General features: G+C 72.1%; 12 protein-coding genes, 1 rRNA gene and 1 pseudogene. 10 read left to right on the plus strand and 4 right to left on the minus strand.

Annotated elements, in window-relative coordinates; all coding sequences use genetic code 11:
• The first annotated feature begins 206 nt into the window (after window positions 1-206).
• The 3 genes and pseudogenes from rrf (at window position 207) to ACIRQP_RS36190 (ending at window position 2405) form a co-directional block, all read left to right on the plus strand.
• A 5S ribosomal RNA gene (rrf, locus tag ACIRQP_RS36180) occupies window positions 207-323 on the plus strand.
• A gap of 138 nt (window positions 324-461) precedes the next feature.
• Window positions 462-1442 (plus strand): annotated as a pseudogene (locus ACIRQP_RS36185) (hypothetical protein); the annotation flags it as partial.
• A 171-nt stretch (window positions 1443-1613) separates the two neighbouring features.
• Entirely contained in the window at window positions 1614-2405 is a 792-nt protein-coding gene (locus ACIRQP_RS36190) for a hypothetical protein (RefSeq protein WP_403898364.1), read from the plus strand.
• A gap of 80 nt (window positions 2406-2485) precedes the next feature.
• Here the strand turns inward: ACIRQP_RS36190 and ACIRQP_RS36195 are convergent, their stop codons facing one another.
• Complete coding sequence (locus ACIRQP_RS36195) at window positions 2486-3763, minus strand: DUF1015 family protein (protein WP_403898274.1); 1278 nt, start codon at window positions 3761-3763, stop codon at window positions 2486-2488.
• Window positions 3764-3834: 71 nt separating this feature from the next.
• Here ACIRQP_RS36195 and ACIRQP_RS36200 point away from each other — a divergent pair, with 71 nt between their 5' ends.
• Window positions 3835-4881: an HAD-IIA family hydrolase gene (locus ACIRQP_RS36200; RefSeq protein WP_403898275.1), complete on the plus strand. Its 1047-nt coding sequence runs from the start codon at window positions 3835-3837 to the stop codon at window positions 4879-4881.
• 57 nt (window positions 4882-4938) lie between these two features.
• Here ACIRQP_RS36200 and ACIRQP_RS36205 read toward each other — a convergent pair whose 3' ends face one another.
• Window positions 4939-5370: a siderophore-interacting protein gene (locus ACIRQP_RS36205; RefSeq protein ID WP_403898276.1), complete on the minus strand. Its 432-nt coding sequence runs from the start codon at window positions 5368-5370 to the stop codon at window positions 4939-4941.
• Window positions 5371-5435: 65 nt separating this feature from the next.
• On the opposite strand from ACIRQP_RS36205, the gene ACIRQP_RS36210 reads away from it, so the two are divergent.
• Window positions 5436-6251, plus strand: a complete 816-nt coding sequence (locus ACIRQP_RS36210; protein WP_403898367.1) for an ABC transporter ATP-binding protein — start codon at window positions 5436-5438, stop codon at window positions 6249-6251.
• Between the two features lie 30 nt (window positions 6252-6281).
• On the opposite strand, the gene ACIRQP_RS36215 is transcribed toward ACIRQP_RS36210, so the two are convergent.
• The gene (locus ACIRQP_RS36215; protein WP_403898278.1) at window positions 6282-6629 is read right to left on the minus strand and encodes a sterol-binding protein; all 348 of its coding nucleotides are present in this window, start codon (window positions 6627-6629) and stop codon (window positions 6282-6284) included.
• A 42-nt stretch (window positions 6630-6671) separates the two neighbouring features.
• Here ACIRQP_RS36215 and ACIRQP_RS36220 point away from each other — a divergent pair, with 42 nt between their 5' ends.
• The 5 genes from ACIRQP_RS36220 to ACIRQP_RS36240 all read left to right on the plus strand — a co-directional run bounded on the left by ACIRQP_RS36220 (window position 6672) and on the right by ACIRQP_RS36240 (window position 12201).
• Window positions 6672-7121 (plus strand): hypothetical protein, encoded by a 450-nt coding sequence (locus ACIRQP_RS36220; protein ID WP_403898280.1) that lies wholly within the window; start codon window positions 6672-6674, stop codon window positions 7119-7121.
• A 36-nt stretch (window positions 7122-7157) separates the two neighbouring features.
• Window positions 7158-7973 (plus strand): TlyA family RNA methyltransferase, encoded by an 816-nt coding sequence (locus ACIRQP_RS36225; protein ID WP_403898281.1) that lies wholly within the window; start codon window positions 7158-7160, stop codon window positions 7971-7973.
• Window positions 7970-8875, plus strand: a complete 906-nt coding sequence (locus ACIRQP_RS36230) for an NAD kinase (protein WP_403898284.1) — start codon at window positions 7970-7972, stop codon at window positions 8873-8875. The genes ACIRQP_RS36225 and ACIRQP_RS36230 overlap by 4 nt, the downstream gene beginning before the upstream one ends.
• 164 nt (window positions 8876-9039) lie before the next feature.
• Entirely contained in the window at window positions 9040-10794 is a 1755-nt protein-coding gene (gene recN / locus ACIRQP_RS36235; RefSeq protein ID WP_403898287.1) for a DNA repair protein RecN, read from the plus strand.
• 318 nt (window positions 10795-11112) lie between these two features.
• Window positions 11113-12201 carry a glycosyltransferase family 4 protein gene (locus ACIRQP_RS36240; protein WP_403898289.1) on the plus strand — a complete coding sequence of 363 codons (1089 nt, stop codon included), beginning with the start codon at window positions 11113-11115 and terminating at the stop codon, window positions 12199-12201.
• A gap of 19 nt (window positions 12202-12220) precedes the next feature.
• On the opposite strand, the gene ACIRQP_RS36245 is transcribed toward ACIRQP_RS36240, so the two are convergent.
• On the minus strand, window positions 12221-13849 hold the full coding sequence (locus ACIRQP_RS36245) for a PucR family transcriptional regulator (protein ID WP_403898292.1): 1629 nt from the start codon (window positions 13847-13849) through the stop codon (window positions 12221-12223).
• Window positions 13850-13934 lie beyond the last annotated feature (85 nt).

The raw sequence follows: 13934 nt of genomic DNA on the forward strand, positions 1-13934 counted from the left end.
GGTTGATAGGCCGGATATGGAAGCCAGGTGACTGGTGGAGTTGACCGGTACTAATAGGCCGAGGGCTTGTCCTCAGTTGCTCGCGTCCACTGTGTGGTTCCCGGGTTGCGAACAGTCGCACCGGTTGAACCAGTATGTACTCAATTGAAGAGTGTGCTTGTTCGCTAAGTGCCGATATCCCGCTCTGCGGGATGGCCCGATAGGGTTTCGGTGGTCATAGCGTGAGGGAAACGCCCGGTTACATTCCGAACCCGGAAGCTAAGCCTCACAGCGCCGATGGTACTGCAGGGGGGACCCTGTGGGAGAGTAGGACGCCGCCGAACAATCTTTCATGGACCCGTGGTCCAGCGTTCACGCTGGACCACGGGTCTTTTTTTGTTTCCACCCCTTTTTGCCCGAAGCGCATCGGAAGGCCGATTGCGCGAGAATGACTGCGGTACCCGAAGACAGGAGCCCAACCGATGTCCCCCAACTCCTCCGACGACCGTCCTGAGCGCGATCAGCGCCGCAGGGACAGCGGTGACCGGGGCGGCTTCCGTGGAGGTCGTGACGATCGCGAGCGCGGACCGCGGCGCGATGATCGGGACCGTGGTGGTTTCCGTCGTGATGACAACAACCGCCGTGACGACAATCGCGGTGGCGGGTTCCGTGGTGCGCGTGACGACCGGCCGAGCGGCGGCCCCCGTCGTGATGACCGCCCCAGCGGTCCGCGTCGTGAGGACGACCGCGGCGGCCGCCCCAACTCCGGTTCCAGCGGTGGTGGCTACGGCCGTCGGGACGACAGCCGCGGTGGCCGGCCGGCCGGTGGCAGTGGTCGGCCGACCGGTGGCCGACCGACCGGCGGCGGCGGATACGGGCGTCGTGACGACCGTCCGAGCACTCCGCGTCGTTCCGACGACCGTGGTGGCTTCGGGCGTCGGGATGACCGTCCTTCCGGGCCTCGTCGTGATGACCGGCCCGGTGGTTTTCGTCGTGACGAGCGGCCCAGCGGTCCGCGCCGGGACAGCGACCGCGGTGGGTTCCGCCGTGACGATCGCCGCGACGATCGGCCCGCCGGTCCTCGTCGTGACGACCGGCGTGACGACCGACGTGACGACCGACGTGATGACCGTCCCGCCTTCAGGCGTGATGACCGGCGTGATGATCGTCCCGTGTTCAGGCGTGACGACCGGCGCGATGACCGTCCGTCGGGTCCGCGCCGTGATGACCGTCGTGACGACCGGCCGAGCGGGTTCCGCCGTGACGACCGGCCCGGCGGCAGCAGCCCTCGTCGGGACGGCGACCGTGGCGGGTTCCGCCGTGATGACCGTCGCGACGACCGGCCGAGCGGTTTCCGTCGGGATGAACGTTCCGCCGGGCCTCGCCGTGACGACAGTCGCGGTGGCCGGCCGGCCGGTGGCGGCGGTTACGGGCGTCGTGACGACCGTCCCAGTGGGCCGCGCCGTGATGACCGGGGTGGGGACCGCGGCGGATACCGGGGCCGTGACGACAGCCGCGGAGGCGGATACGAGCGCCGGGACGACCGGGACCGCGACCGCGAGCCCATCAAGCGGCTGCCGATCCCCGAAGACGTCACGGGTGACGAGATCGACAAGAGCATTCGGCAGGAGCTGATGAGCCTGCCCAAGACGCTCGCGGAGGACGTCGCCAGAAACCTCGTCATGGTCGCGAAGCTGATCGACGAGGACCCCGAGCAGGCCTACGCGTACTCGCGTATCGCGCTGCGGCTCGCCTCCAGGGTCGCCGCCGTACGTGAGGCCGCCGGCTTCGCCGCGTACGCGACGCAGAAGTACGCGGAGGCGCTGGCCGAGTTCCGGGCGGCGCGGCGGATGACCGGGGGTGTCGATCTGTGGCCCGTCATGGCGGACTGCGAGCGCGGCCTCGGCCGTCCTGAGCGTGCGATGGCGATGGCCGGTGAGCCCGAGGTGCAGAAGCTCGACAAGGCCGGTCAGGTCGAGATGCGGCTCGTCGCGGCCGGTGCGCGCAGGGACATGGGGCAGATCGAGGCCGCCATCGTGACGCTGCAGAGCCCCGAGCTGGCCTCGAACTCCGTACAGCCATGGACCGCGCGGCTGAGGTACGCGTATGCCGACGCCCTGCTGTCGGCCGGGCGTGAGGACGAGGCGCGGGAGTGGTTCGGCAGGACGATCGAGGCGGACAAGGACGGGGCGACGGATGCCTCGGACCGTCTCGCCGAGTTGGACGGCGTCGAGTTCGTCGATGCCATGAGTGAGGACGACGACGAGCCCGGGACACCGGCCGAGACCGGCTTCGGCGCCGAAGCCGGCGTTGATGCTGATGCTGATGTCGACGACGATATCGAGGCCGACACCGACGACGATATCGACGACATCAACGACGGTATCGAGGCCGAGGCCGACAGCAACGGCCCCGACAAGGGCTGAGTGACGATACGAGTGGGCGGCACCCTGGTCCCGGGGTGCCGCCCACTCGTATATCGGCCCAGGGCCGGCCCTGGGCCACGTCAGCCGAGAGCCAGGCTCCGCAGCACCAGCCCCGTCGCCGGCTTCGGACCGAAGGACGTCGACTTGCGCGGCATCGTGACGCCCTGGAGCGCCAGCTCCCGTACGACGTCCTCGTGTACCGGATGCATCAGGACCGCCGTGCTGCCGTCATGTTCCGCCTTGCTGACGGCCGCCTCGCTGTCATGGATGTAGGCGATGTGCTCCGGGGCGTCCGGGATCCGCCAGATGTGGTCGAGCAGCGTGGCATGGAGGACCGTCGCGTCCAGGCTCCGCCAGGCCGCCGGCCGGTCGGCCGGGACCGTACGCGCCAGCAGGCTCCGGTCCGGCCGGTCGACCAGCCGGAACCGGCCGTCCCCGGCGAGCAGGAACGCGTTGCCCGAGGCGGCGGCGTCGCCCAGCGCGTCGAGAGCCTCCGGGAGCGGTCCGTCGACCGTACGGACGCGGAAGGATCCTGCCAGGGCCTCCACCGCCCGGTCGACGGGCAGCCCGTGCAGCAGCCGGTGGATGGAGCGGACCTGGAGGGGGTAACGGGCCGTGTCGATCAGGAGCACCAGACCGTAGCCCCAGGGCCCGGGGACCGGGTGCTCGTCCCGCAGCCGCAGATACGTCGCCCAGCGGTGATGACCGTCGGCGATCAGGGCCTGGTGGTGGGCGAGGTCATCGGTGATCTCCGCGAGGTCTCCGGGGTCGGTGACCGACCACAGCCGGTGGCTGAACCCGTCCTCCGTGGTGGTGGCGAGGAGCGGGGAGCGGTGGATGGCGCGCTCGATCACAGCGGCCGCGCCACCTGCTTCGTCTCCATTCCGGTATGTCAGCAGCAGCGGTTCCAGATTCGTCGCGGTCGTCCGCATCAGGGCCGCGCGGTCCGCCACGACATCCGGCATCACGTCCTCGTGCGGCAGCACGATGCCGTCCGCCGGGGCGGAGAGCGCCAGCGCCCCGATGACCCCGCGCTGGAGCAGCTCGCCCTTGCGCTGCTCGTACACGTAGAGCGCGGGCTCCGGATCCGGGGTGAGGACGCCCTCCGACAGCCACTGTTCCAGCGTCGCCGCCGCCTGGCGGTGGCGGTCCTCAGGGGTGGCGGCCTGCGGCAGGATCAGCCGGACGATGTTGTGCGGATCCGCCGATTCCAGATGGTGCAGCCCGTCCGGCCTGACGACCACGTCGTACGGTGGCGAGGTCACCGCGGAGAGACTGCCGACCCGCTCCGGGACGTAGCGGAGTCCGCGGAACGGAATCAGCCGCAGCCCCTTGTCCGCGGGACCTGTTGTGTTCATTCGGGCATCGTATGTGCGGTACGGGGATGAGCGATGATCGGGGGACAAACCGAACGAGGAGCGTAAGACGGATGAGCCAGCAGAGCAGGTACAGGCCGAGCGGGAGCACGACCGCGCTGAACGAGGCGTACGACACGGCTCTGCTCGATCTCGACGGGGTCGTGTTCGCGGGCGGGGAGGCCATCGCGTACGCGGTCGAGTCGCTCAACACGGCCCGGGACGCGGGGATGCGGCTCGCGTATGTCACCAACAACGCACTCCGGCCGCCGGACACCGTCGCCGGACATCTGACGGAGCTCGGTGTGTCCGCGGACCCCGCCGATGTGATCACCTCGGCGCAGGCGGTGTCCCGGCTGATCTCCGAGCAGCTTCCGCGGGGGTCCAAGGTGCTGGTCATCGGCGGCGAGGGGCTGCGGATCGCGCTGCGCGAGCGCGGTCTCGAACCGGTGGAGTCGGCCGACGACGACCCGGCCGCCGTGGTGCAGGGGTTCGGGGGGCCCGATCTGGCCTGGGGGCGGTTCGCCGAGGCGTGCTATGCGATCAACCGCGGCGTGCCGTGGTTCGCGTCCAATACGGATCTGACGATTCCGAGCGCGCGGGGGATCATGCCGGGCAACGGCGCGGCGGTCGAGGTCGTACGGATCGCGACGGGCGCCGAGCCGCAGGTCGCGGGCAAGCCGCTGCCCCCGATGCACCGCGAAACGATCCTGCGGACGGGGGCCAAGCGGGCGCTGGTCGTCGGGGACCGGCTGGACACGGACATCGAGGGTGCGTTCAACGGAGGGGTGGACTCGCTGCTCGTCCTGACCGGTGTGACGGACGCGGCGCAGTTGCTGACCGCCGAGCCCCGGCACCGGCCGACGTATGTGGACGCGGATCTGCGCGGGCTGCTGACCGGTCAGCCCGAAGTCTCCGACGTCTCCGATGCCGGCGATGCCGCGGGAGCCTTCGGCTGCGGTGGGTGGACCGCGTACGTCAGCGCCGGCGCGCTGGTGCTCGACGGGGACGGGGCGGCGCTGGACGGGCTGCGCGCGCTGTGCGCGGCGGCCTGGACGGACGCGGGCGACGGTTCCTGCACGCGGGACGCGGGCAAGGCGCTGGCGAAGCTCGGTCTGTGACAGGCGGCGGGGCGGTCCGGAGGCGGCGGGGTGGTCAGGCTTCTTCTCCGGCGGCCATCAGATGGTCCTCGGAGGCCCCCCGGCGCCGGTAGCCGCTGAACGTGACTGCCCTACGGTCGAAGCCGCGTTTCTCCGACGAGATGGCGGCGTACGGCCTTTACTGCGGCGTACGGCCTTTACTGTCGCCGACTCACCGGCGATCCGGGCGCCGGGCCGCGCCGCTCGTGCCCAGCGGGTGGCGGGTCCTGACGCGGCGTCCATTGCTCTACCACCACAACTGCCGCCACTGCCCTCGTCCTCGCCCACGCTCTCCGTACCGTGCAGGGCGAAATCGATGACCAACTCGTGCGGGTCACGGCGCAGTTCGCGCACGGTGTACGTACGCGTGATCATGTCCGGGCCGCCGAGGACGACCCGGGCCATCGACGGGGTGACGCGCTCCGTGCGGAGCACCTCGACGGTGAAGAACTGGAAGGGGGCGTCGCTCATGGGCTCTCTTCGCCTTTCCCGCAGCGAGATCGATTGCGAGGGTAGGCTAACCTAACTCGATGACCATGCAGCGCCTCACAGCGGAGTCGGTGACCCTCGGCTACGACCAGCGGATCATCGCCCGCGAACTGTCCGTCGAGATCCCCGACCAGTCGTTCACGGTGATCGTGGGACCGAACGCCTGCGGCAAGTCGACTTTGCTGCGCGCGCTCTCGCGGATGCTCAAGCCGTCCGAGGGGCGCGTACTGCTCGACGGCACGGCCATCCACTCCCTGCCCGCCAAGAAGGTCGCCAGGACCCTGGGACTGCTGCCGCAGTCGTCCCTCGCGCCCGACGGCATCACGGTCGCCGATCTGGTGGCGCGCGGTCGCTATCCGCACCAGGGGCTGCTGCGTCAGTGGTCGCCGGAGGACGAGCGGATTGTCGAGGAATCGATGGCGGCGACCGGCGTCGGCGAGCTCGCCGGTCGCCATGTCGACGAACTGTCCGGCGGTCAGCGCCAGCGGGTCTGGATCGCGATGGCCCTCGCCCAGCAGACGCCGCTCCTGCTGCTGGACGAGCCGACCACCTTTCTCGACATCCAGCACCAGATCGATGTGCTCGACCTCTGCGCCGAACTGCACGAGACACAGGGCCGCACACTCGTCGCCGTCCTGCACGACCTCAACCACGCGGCCCGGTACGCCTCCCACCTCATCGCGATGCGTGACGGGCGGATCGTGGCGGAGGGCACTCCGGCGGACGTCGTCACGGCGGAGCGGGTGGAGGAGGTGTTCGGGCTGCGCTGCCAGGTCATCGACGATCCGGAGACCGGCACGCCGCTGGTGGTCCCGGCGGGGCGGCGGGCGCGGCGGCCCGTACCCGTACCGTCGGAGAAGTGAACGCGGCCACCAGGTCCCGGCGCGGATCCCTCAGAGCAGCGATCTCAGCCGCAGCAGATCGCGGAAACCGGCCTCCAGCCTGACCCGGCCCGAGCCCCAGGCGCGGGCGAAGTTCAGCTCACCGTCAACCAGCGCCACCAGGTCGTCGCCCGTCATGACGAGTCTGATCTCGGCCTTCTCCGGGGGTGGACCCTCCACGGTGTCGGTCACCACGATCCGGCCGTCCACCAGACGGCCGGTGAACGTGACATCCAGATCCGTGATGTGGCAGCTGAGCGAGCGGTCGAAGCCGGCCGCGGTGCGGACCCTTCCGTCCGCCTGCGCCAGATTGTCAGAGAGCTTGTCGAGTGCGCTGCGGCACTCCTCCATCGTCGCCATCGCGATCGACGGTACCGCAGGGCTTCGCGGTAGCGTCTGGGCATGAGCGACTCGATGGCGGGCCCGGCGGGGCGAGGGTTCGAGCAGCGGCCCGGGGAACGGCCCGAGCGGGAGCCGGAACGGGCGCCGGAACGGGAGACCGGGGCAGCCGGCCCCGGCGCCCACGACCCCGCGGGGCCGCTGCCCCTCGGCCTGGAGCGGGTCCCGACCGGCGACGCCGAGGTGGACGCGCTGCTGACCCGGCTCGCCGACGCCGACCACCTCCCTGCGGACGGCCATGTCGAGGTGTACGAGGATGTACACCGGGGCCTGCGCGACGCGCTGACCGCGCTCGACGCACGTCCGGCAGCCCAGGGCGTCCCAGGACCTCAGGGGGTCCCAGGAACCCAGGGTGTCCCAGGAACCCAGGGTGTCCCAGGACACCAGGACGTCCCAGGGCCCCAGGGGTTTCAACGACCTCAGGGGCCCCGGGGGCAGCCGACGCCCCGCTGACTTCTCCCGCGCACGACCACAGGAGCTGAACCGAACGTGGCTGGACTGGCACGCCGCCGTCTCGATGCCGAGCTGGTACGCCGTAACCTCGCGCGCTCGCGTGAGCACGCGAGCCAGCTGATCGCCGCGGGCCGGGTGACCGTCGGCGGCACCACCGCGACCAAACCCGCCACCCAGGTGGAGACCAGCGCCGCCGTCGTCGTCACCGAGGACGACGGCGACCCCGACTATGTCTCGCGCGGCGGGCACAAACTCGCCGGAGCGCTGGCGGCCTTCGTACCGCTCGGCCTTGAGGTCGCCGGCCGGCGGGCGCTCGACGCCGGAGCGTCCACCGGCGGCTTCACGGATGTCCTGCTGCGGGCCGGCGTCGGCCATGTCCTCGCGGTGGACGTCGGTTACGGCCAACTCGCCTGGTCACTGCGGAGTGATGAACGCGTCACCGTCAAGGATCGTACGAACGTACGCGAGTTGACGCTCGAAGCGATCGAAGGGGAGCCCGTGGATCTGATCGTGGGGGATCTGTCGTTCATTCCGCTGGGGGTGGTGCTGCCCGCGCTGGCGAGCTGCGCCGCCCCGGACGCCGATCTCGTACTGATGGTCAAGCCGCAGTTCGAGGTGGGCAAGGAGCGACTGGGCAGCGGAGGGGTCGTACGCAGCCCCGAACTGCGTGCCGAGGCCGTACGGACCGTGGCGCGGCGCGCGGGTGAACTCGGCCTGGGGGTAAGGGGAGTCACCGCCAGTCCGCTGCCGGGGCCCTCCGGAAACGTTGAGTATTTTCTGTGGCTCAGGGCCGGAGCACCCGAACTGGATCCGGCCGATGTCGACCGTGCAGTGGCGGAGGGACCCCGTTGACGCCGAACGCAGAACGCACCGTATTCCTGCTGGCCCACACCGGCAGACCCGCGGCGATCCGCAGCGCGGAACTGGTCGTGAACGGACTGGTACGCAGCGGTCTCGGCGTACGGGTCCTGGCGGCGGAGGCCGTCGACCTGCCGCTGCCGGACTCCGTGGAGACGGTCCCCGACGCCACCCCCGCCGCCCTCGACGGCTGTGAGCTGCTGATCGTGCTCGGCGGGGACGGCACGCTGCTGCGGGGCGCCGCGTTCGCGCGGGCCTCGGGGGTACCGATGCTCGGGGTCAATCTGGGCAGGGTCGGGTTTCTCGCCGAGGCGGAACGTGACGATCTGGACAAGGTCGTCAACCGCGTCGTCACCCGTTCCTACGAGGTCGAGGAGCGGATGACCATCGATGTCGTCGTGCGCAGCAACGGCGATGTGGTCCACCGGGACTGGGCGCTCAACGAGGCGGCCGTACAGAAGGTCTCACCGGAGCGGATGCTCGAAGTCGTCCTGGAGATCGACGGACGGCCGGTGACCGCGTTCGGCTGCGACGGGATCGTCTGCGCCACCCCCACCGGATCGACGGCGTACGCCTTCTCGGCCGGCGGGCCGGTCGTCTGGCCGGAGGTCGAGGCGCTGCTGATGGTGCCGATCAGCGCGCACGCGCTCTTCGCGAAGCCGTTGGTGACCTCGCCTACCACGGTGCTGGCGGTGGAGGTGCAGGCGAACACCCCGCACGGGGTGCTGTGGTGCGACGGGCGCAGGACCGTGGAGCTGCCGCCGGGAGCGAGGGTGGAGGTACGGCGCGGAGCCGTCCCGGTACGGCTGGCGCGGCTGCATCACGCGTCGTTCACCGACCGGCTGGTGGCCAAGTTCGCGCTGCCGGTGTCCGGCTGGCGCGGGGCGCCGCACTGACCGGACCGGCCCGCGGTGTGATGAGCGCGACCGGCATGACATAGGAGGTGTTTCCGGGTGGATTCGGTGCGTATCGCTCAGGCCGCGCGCCACCCGGACACTGCCCGGTCGAGCGAATCGGGGGTGGGGTCCGTCGCGCGGGGGCTCCCGGACCTCGTATGGTCATGACCGTGTTGGAGGAGATGCGGATACGGTCGCTCGGAGTCATCGACGACGCGGTCGTCGAGTTGTCACCCGGCTTCACGGCGGTGACCGGTGAGACCGGCGCGGGCAAGACCATGGTCGTCACCAGTCTCGGACTGCTGCTCGGCGGACGCGCCGATCCCGCCCTCGTGCGGATCGGTGCGAAGTCGGCGGTCGTGGAGGGGCGGATCACCCTCGCCGCCGGTGCCCCGGCGACCCTGCGTGCCGAGGAGGCGGGGGCGGAGCTGGACGACGGAACGCTGCTCATCAGCAGAACCGTCTCCGCGGAGGGGCGCTCGCGCGCCCATCTCGGCGGGCGCTCCGTGCCCGTGGGCGTTCTGGCGGAGCTGGCGGACGACCTGGTCGCGGTGCACGGCCAGACCGACCAGCAGGGGCTGCTGCGGCCCGCGCGGCAGCGCAAGGCGCTCGACCGGTACGCGGGCGACGCCGTCGCCGTTCCGTACGTCGCCTACACGGAGGCGTACCGCAGGCTGCGGGCCGTCGCCTCGGAGCTGGACGAACTGACCACCCGGGCCCGTGAGCGCGCCCAGGAGGCCGATCTGCTGCGCTTCGGGCTGGACGAGATCGGGGCGGTCGAGCCGAGGGCGGGTGAGGACACCGAACTCGCCGCGGAGGCCGAGCGCCTCGGCCACGCGGAGGCGCTCGCGTCCGCCGCTTCCGTCGCGCACGCGGCGCTCGCCGGCAACCCCGAGGACCCGGAGGGCGTCGACGCGACGACCCTGGTCGGGGGCGCGGGCCGGGCGCTGGAGGCCGTACGCTCCCATGACCCCGCGCTCGCCGGGCTCGCCGAGCGGATGGGCGAGATCTCCATCCTGCTGGCGGACGTGGCCGGGGAACTCGCCGGATACGCGGACAATCTGGACGCCGATCCGCTGCGGCTGGCCGCCGTGGAGGAGCGCAGGGCCGCGCTCACCGGGCTGACCCGTAAGTACGGCGAGGACATCGCCACCGTCCTGGCCTGGGCCGAGGAGAGCAGCGTGCGGCTGACCGAGCTGGAGGGCGACGACGAACGGATCGGCGAGCTGACGGCCGAGCGTGACGCGCTGCGGTCCGAGCTGTCCGATCTCGCGCAGACGCTGACCGACGCGCGTACGGCGGCGGCGGCGCTCTTCGCGCAGGCCGTCACGGCGGAGCTGGCCTCGCTCGCCATGCCGCACGCGCGCGTCTCGTTCGACATCCGCCAGACCGAGTCCGCCGACGAGGCGGACGGCGTCGAGGTCGGCGGACGCTCGGTGGTGTACGGGCCGCACGGTGTCGACGAGGTCGAACTGCTGCTGGCACCCCACCCGGGCGCCCAGCCCCGGCCGATCGCCAAGGGCGCGTCCGGTGGTGAGCTGTCCCGGGTGATGCTCGCCGTGGAGGTGGTCTTCGCGGGCTCGGATCCGGTGCCGACGTATCTCTTCGACGAGGTGGACGCGGGCGTCGGCGGCAAGGCGGCGGTCGAGGTCGGCCGGCGGCTGGCGAAGCTGGCCACCTCGGCGCAGGTGGTCGTGGTCACGCACCTTCCGCAGGTCGCGGCCTTCGCCGACCGGCAGCTGCTGGTCGAGAAGACGGTGGACGGCTCGGTGACGCGCTCCGGGGTGACGGTCCTGGAAGGCGAGGACCGGGTACGGGAGTTGTCGCGGATGCTGGCGGGCCAGGAGGACTCGGAAACGGCGCGGGCGCACGCGGAGGAACTGCTGGCCACCGCGCGCGGTGGCGCCTCCGGCGGCTAGGGCGGACGGGACCTCGGCGTCGCGGTCGCCCTCGTCGCGGGCAGCGGCCGGGCCGGGCCGGGACGGCGGTTCGCGCACTGGGAGTTGTCGCCGCGACGGCGTACGGTGACCGGGTCGGCCGGCGCGCGTCCTCACCCATGTGAGTGATCCGGGCGCCGAGTTGAAGCGCCGGACACACGAACGACGCCCCGGCGGTGCCGGAACGTGCGTACGGACTGGCATCCTTGGCGCAGCGACTAGCGGGGGCCCGCGCCGCGCCGCTCCGCGCACCCCGACCGTCCATCAGTTCCCCATTCCCGATCCAGGAGCCTTGACCACGTGACACAACTGCGTACGGTCCAGGTGCTTGGCGGCGGCAGTGTGGGCAGCAGCGCGCACGTGCGCTCACTGGCGGCCGGTCTGGCCGCCAGGGGTGTGCGGGTGACAGTGTGCGCCCCCGCCGAACTCGACCGCTCCTACGACTTCAGCGGCGCCGGGGCGCAGCACGTCCCTGTGCCCCGGCGCAGTGATCCGGCGGCTGTCGCGGCCCTGCGGGCGGCCTGCGCCGGCGCGGATGTGGTGCACGCGCACGGTGTGCACGCCGCCGTACGGACCGCGATCGCGCTCGGCGGGATGCGCGTGCCACTGGTCGTCACCTGGCACACCCGCGCGCACGCCGAAGGGCCGCGCGGCCGGCTGCTGCGGCTGATGGAGCGAAGGGCCGCCAGAGCGGCGGCCGTTGTGCTCGGCGCCTCCTCGGAACTGGTCGACCGGGCCCGCGAGCGGGGGGCGCGCGACGCCCGGCTCGCGCCGGTCGCAGTGCCCGCGCCCCACCGGCCCCCCGACGATCCCGAGAACAAGTCGCGCGCCGAACTCGGCGCGGTCGACCGCCCGTTGCTGATGGCCGTCGGCAGCCTCGTACCCGACAAGGGGTACGACACGCTGCTGGACGCCGCAGGGACCTGGCGTCACCTCGACCCCATGCCGCTGATCGTCATCGCGGGCGAGGGGCGGGAGCGCGCCAGACTCCAGCGCCGCATCGAGGACGCCGAGTTGCCCGTACAGCTCATCGGCCGCCGCGACGACATCTCCGAACTCCTCGCCGCCGCCGATGTCGCCCTGCTGCCCAGCCGCTGGGAGGCCCGCTCCGTCCTCGCGCAGGAGGCGCTGCGACTCGGGGTCCCGCTGGTCGCCACGGCGGTCGGCGCCGTCCCCGAACTGGTCGGCGACGCGGCGGAACTCGTACCGTACGGGGACGCGGCGGCCCTCGCGGACGCCGTGATACGACTCCTCGCCGATCCCGAGCGCTGCCGGGAACTCGCCGCGGCGGGCCGGGCGCAGGCGACGGGCTGGCCGACGGAGGACGAGACCATCGCGCAAGTGCTCTGTGTCTACGACGAGTTGACTCAGCCCCAGCGGTCCCACTGACCGACCGCGGCCGAGTCGATCAGAGCGTATGGCGTCTCGCCCGCAGCGCCAGGCTCAGGGCCAGCACCGTCTGCGGATCGTCCAGGTCCGTGCCGAGCAGCTCCGCGATCCTCGCCAGCCGGTTGTAGAGCGTCTGGCGGTTCAGATGCAGCTCGCGCGCCGTCTCCGCCTTCCGGCCCGCGTGGGCCAGATAGACCTCAAGGGTGGGCAGCAGCGCGGGGCGCGCGGACCGGTCGTGCGCGCGCAGCGGGCCGATCGCGCGGTCCACGAAGGCCGCCAGATCGGGGTGTTCACGCAGCCGCCACAGCAGCAGATCGATATCCAGCCGGCGGGCGTCGTACCAGGCGCGGTCCGGCAGTCCCTGGGCCGCCGTCGCGGTCTCCGCCGCGTGCCGCAGCCCCGCGCTCGCCGCCGCCCAGCCGCCCGCGACGCCGACGACCACCACCGGCGGCTGTGCCCCGGGACGTTCCAGCCCGGCCCGCTCCACGCCGGTGCGCAGCGCCGTCGCGACGCGGTCGGCCACCGCCGTACGCTCGGACTCGGAGCGCAGCCCCAGCAGCAGCGGAACCCGCCCCTCTACGGGCCGGACACCCAGCAGCACCGGCACCCCCACCGACGACAGCTCCTCCAGCACGGCCCTGGCGAGCAGCGCCCAGTTGCCGGCCGGGGCCGACTCGGGCGCCAGTCGCATCACCACCGGCAGCAGGGGGCCCTCGCCCGGCTTGAAACCCAGCACCTTCGCCTGCGCGGGCGCGTCCTCGGCGAGGATCCGGCCCTCCGCGAGATCTGTCAGAAAGTCGCCACGGCCACGGGCCGCGAGCTCCTCCTCCTGACGCGCCTGCATCAGGACGACCGCCAGGATGTCCGCCGCGCGCTCGGCCGCCAGCCGGTGCACCGGCAGCGGCGGGGCGGATACGGCGGGCAGCACCAGCCGCGCCCGTACCGCCCCGGTGCCGTGCCCGCCGCCGGGCACATCCACCAGCACCGCTCCGGCGGGCGGTCCCGCCGCGCGCGCCGCCCGCTGGCCGCGCAGCCCCTCCCAGATCTGGAGCGGATCGGCGGCGGCCGGACCCGCGCCGGGGGCCGCCGCGTACAGCAGACGTCCCTCGGCCGTCTCCAGGAAGACCGGATTGCCCGCGAAGTCCGCGAGGATACGGAGCACCCGCGGCACTCCGCCCCCGTCGAGCAGCGCCTCCGTGCACCGCCGGTGGACCTCCTCGGCCTGTCGCAGCAGCGCGTAATGGCCGTTCACGATCTCGGTGTGCACCTCTTCGGTCACCGAGACGAACGGCACCTCGCGGTGCAACTGCACCAGCGGCAGCCCGGCCGTCCGCGCCGTCTCCACGATCGTCGCGGGCAGCCGGTCGAACCGGGACCCCAGCTCGACCACCAGCGCCGCGATCCCGCGCTCGGCGAGCCTGCGGACGAAGACCCGCTGTTCGGCCGGGCGGCTGCCCAGCCCGAGCCCCGTGGTGAGAAGCAGTTCGCCGCCCTTGAGCAGGGACGCGATGTACGGCACCTCACCCGCGTGCACCCAGCGCACCGTACGGTCCAGCAGGTCCGCGCAGGCGACGACCTCGGGCAGGCCGGCCCGGAGTCCCGGCAGCTCAAGGGCGCGCCGCACGGTGATTCCGCCCTGACTGTCCATGACGCCGGAGGCTACTGGAAATGCGCGCGGGGCCGGACCGGGCCGGTGGTCGGTGCGGTCGGCGCACTCCGGCGACGAGGAGCTC

The organism is Streptomyces sp. NPDC102274 (assembly GCF_044766385.1).
GTDB lineage: Bacteria > Actinomycetota > Actinomycetes > Streptomycetales > Streptomycetaceae > Streptomyces.

Bases quoted from the DNA above. Each gene is read 5' to 3' on its own strand.
- ACIRQP_RS36190 (WP_403898364.1), top strand. From the start codon at position 1,614: ATGAGCCTGCCCAAGACGCTCGCGGAGGACGTCGCCAGAAACCTCGTC.
- ACIRQP_RS36195 (WP_403898274.1), bottom strand. From the start codon at position 3,763: ATGAACACAACAGGTCCCGCGGACAAGGGGCTGCGGCTGATTCCGTTC.
- ACIRQP_RS36200 (WP_403898275.1), top strand. From the start codon at position 3,835: ATGAGCCAGCAGAGCAGGTACAGGCCGAGCGGGAGCACGACCGCGCTG.
- ACIRQP_RS36205 (WP_403898276.1), bottom strand. From the start codon at position 5,370: ATGAGCGACGCCCCCTTCCAGTTCTTCACCGTCGAGGTGCTCCGCACG.
- ACIRQP_RS36210 (WP_403898367.1), top strand. From the start codon at position 5,436: ATGCAGCGCCTCACAGCGGAGTCGGTGACCCTCGGCTACGACCAGCGG.
- ACIRQP_RS36215 (WP_403898278.1), bottom strand. From the start codon at position 6,629: ATGGCGACGATGGAGGAGTGCCGCAGCGCACTCGACAAGCTCTCTGAC.
- ACIRQP_RS36220 (WP_403898280.1), top strand. From the start codon at position 6,672: ATGAGCGACTCGATGGCGGGCCCGGCGGGGCGAGGGTTCGAGCAGCGG.
- recN (WP_403898287.1), top strand. From the start codon at position 9,040: ATGACCGTGTTGGAGGAGATGCGGATACGGTCGCTCGGAGTCATCGAC.
- ACIRQP_RS36245 (WP_403898292.1), bottom strand. From the start codon at position 13,849: ATGGACAGTCAGGGCGGAATCACCGTGCGGCGCGCCCTTGAGCTGCCG.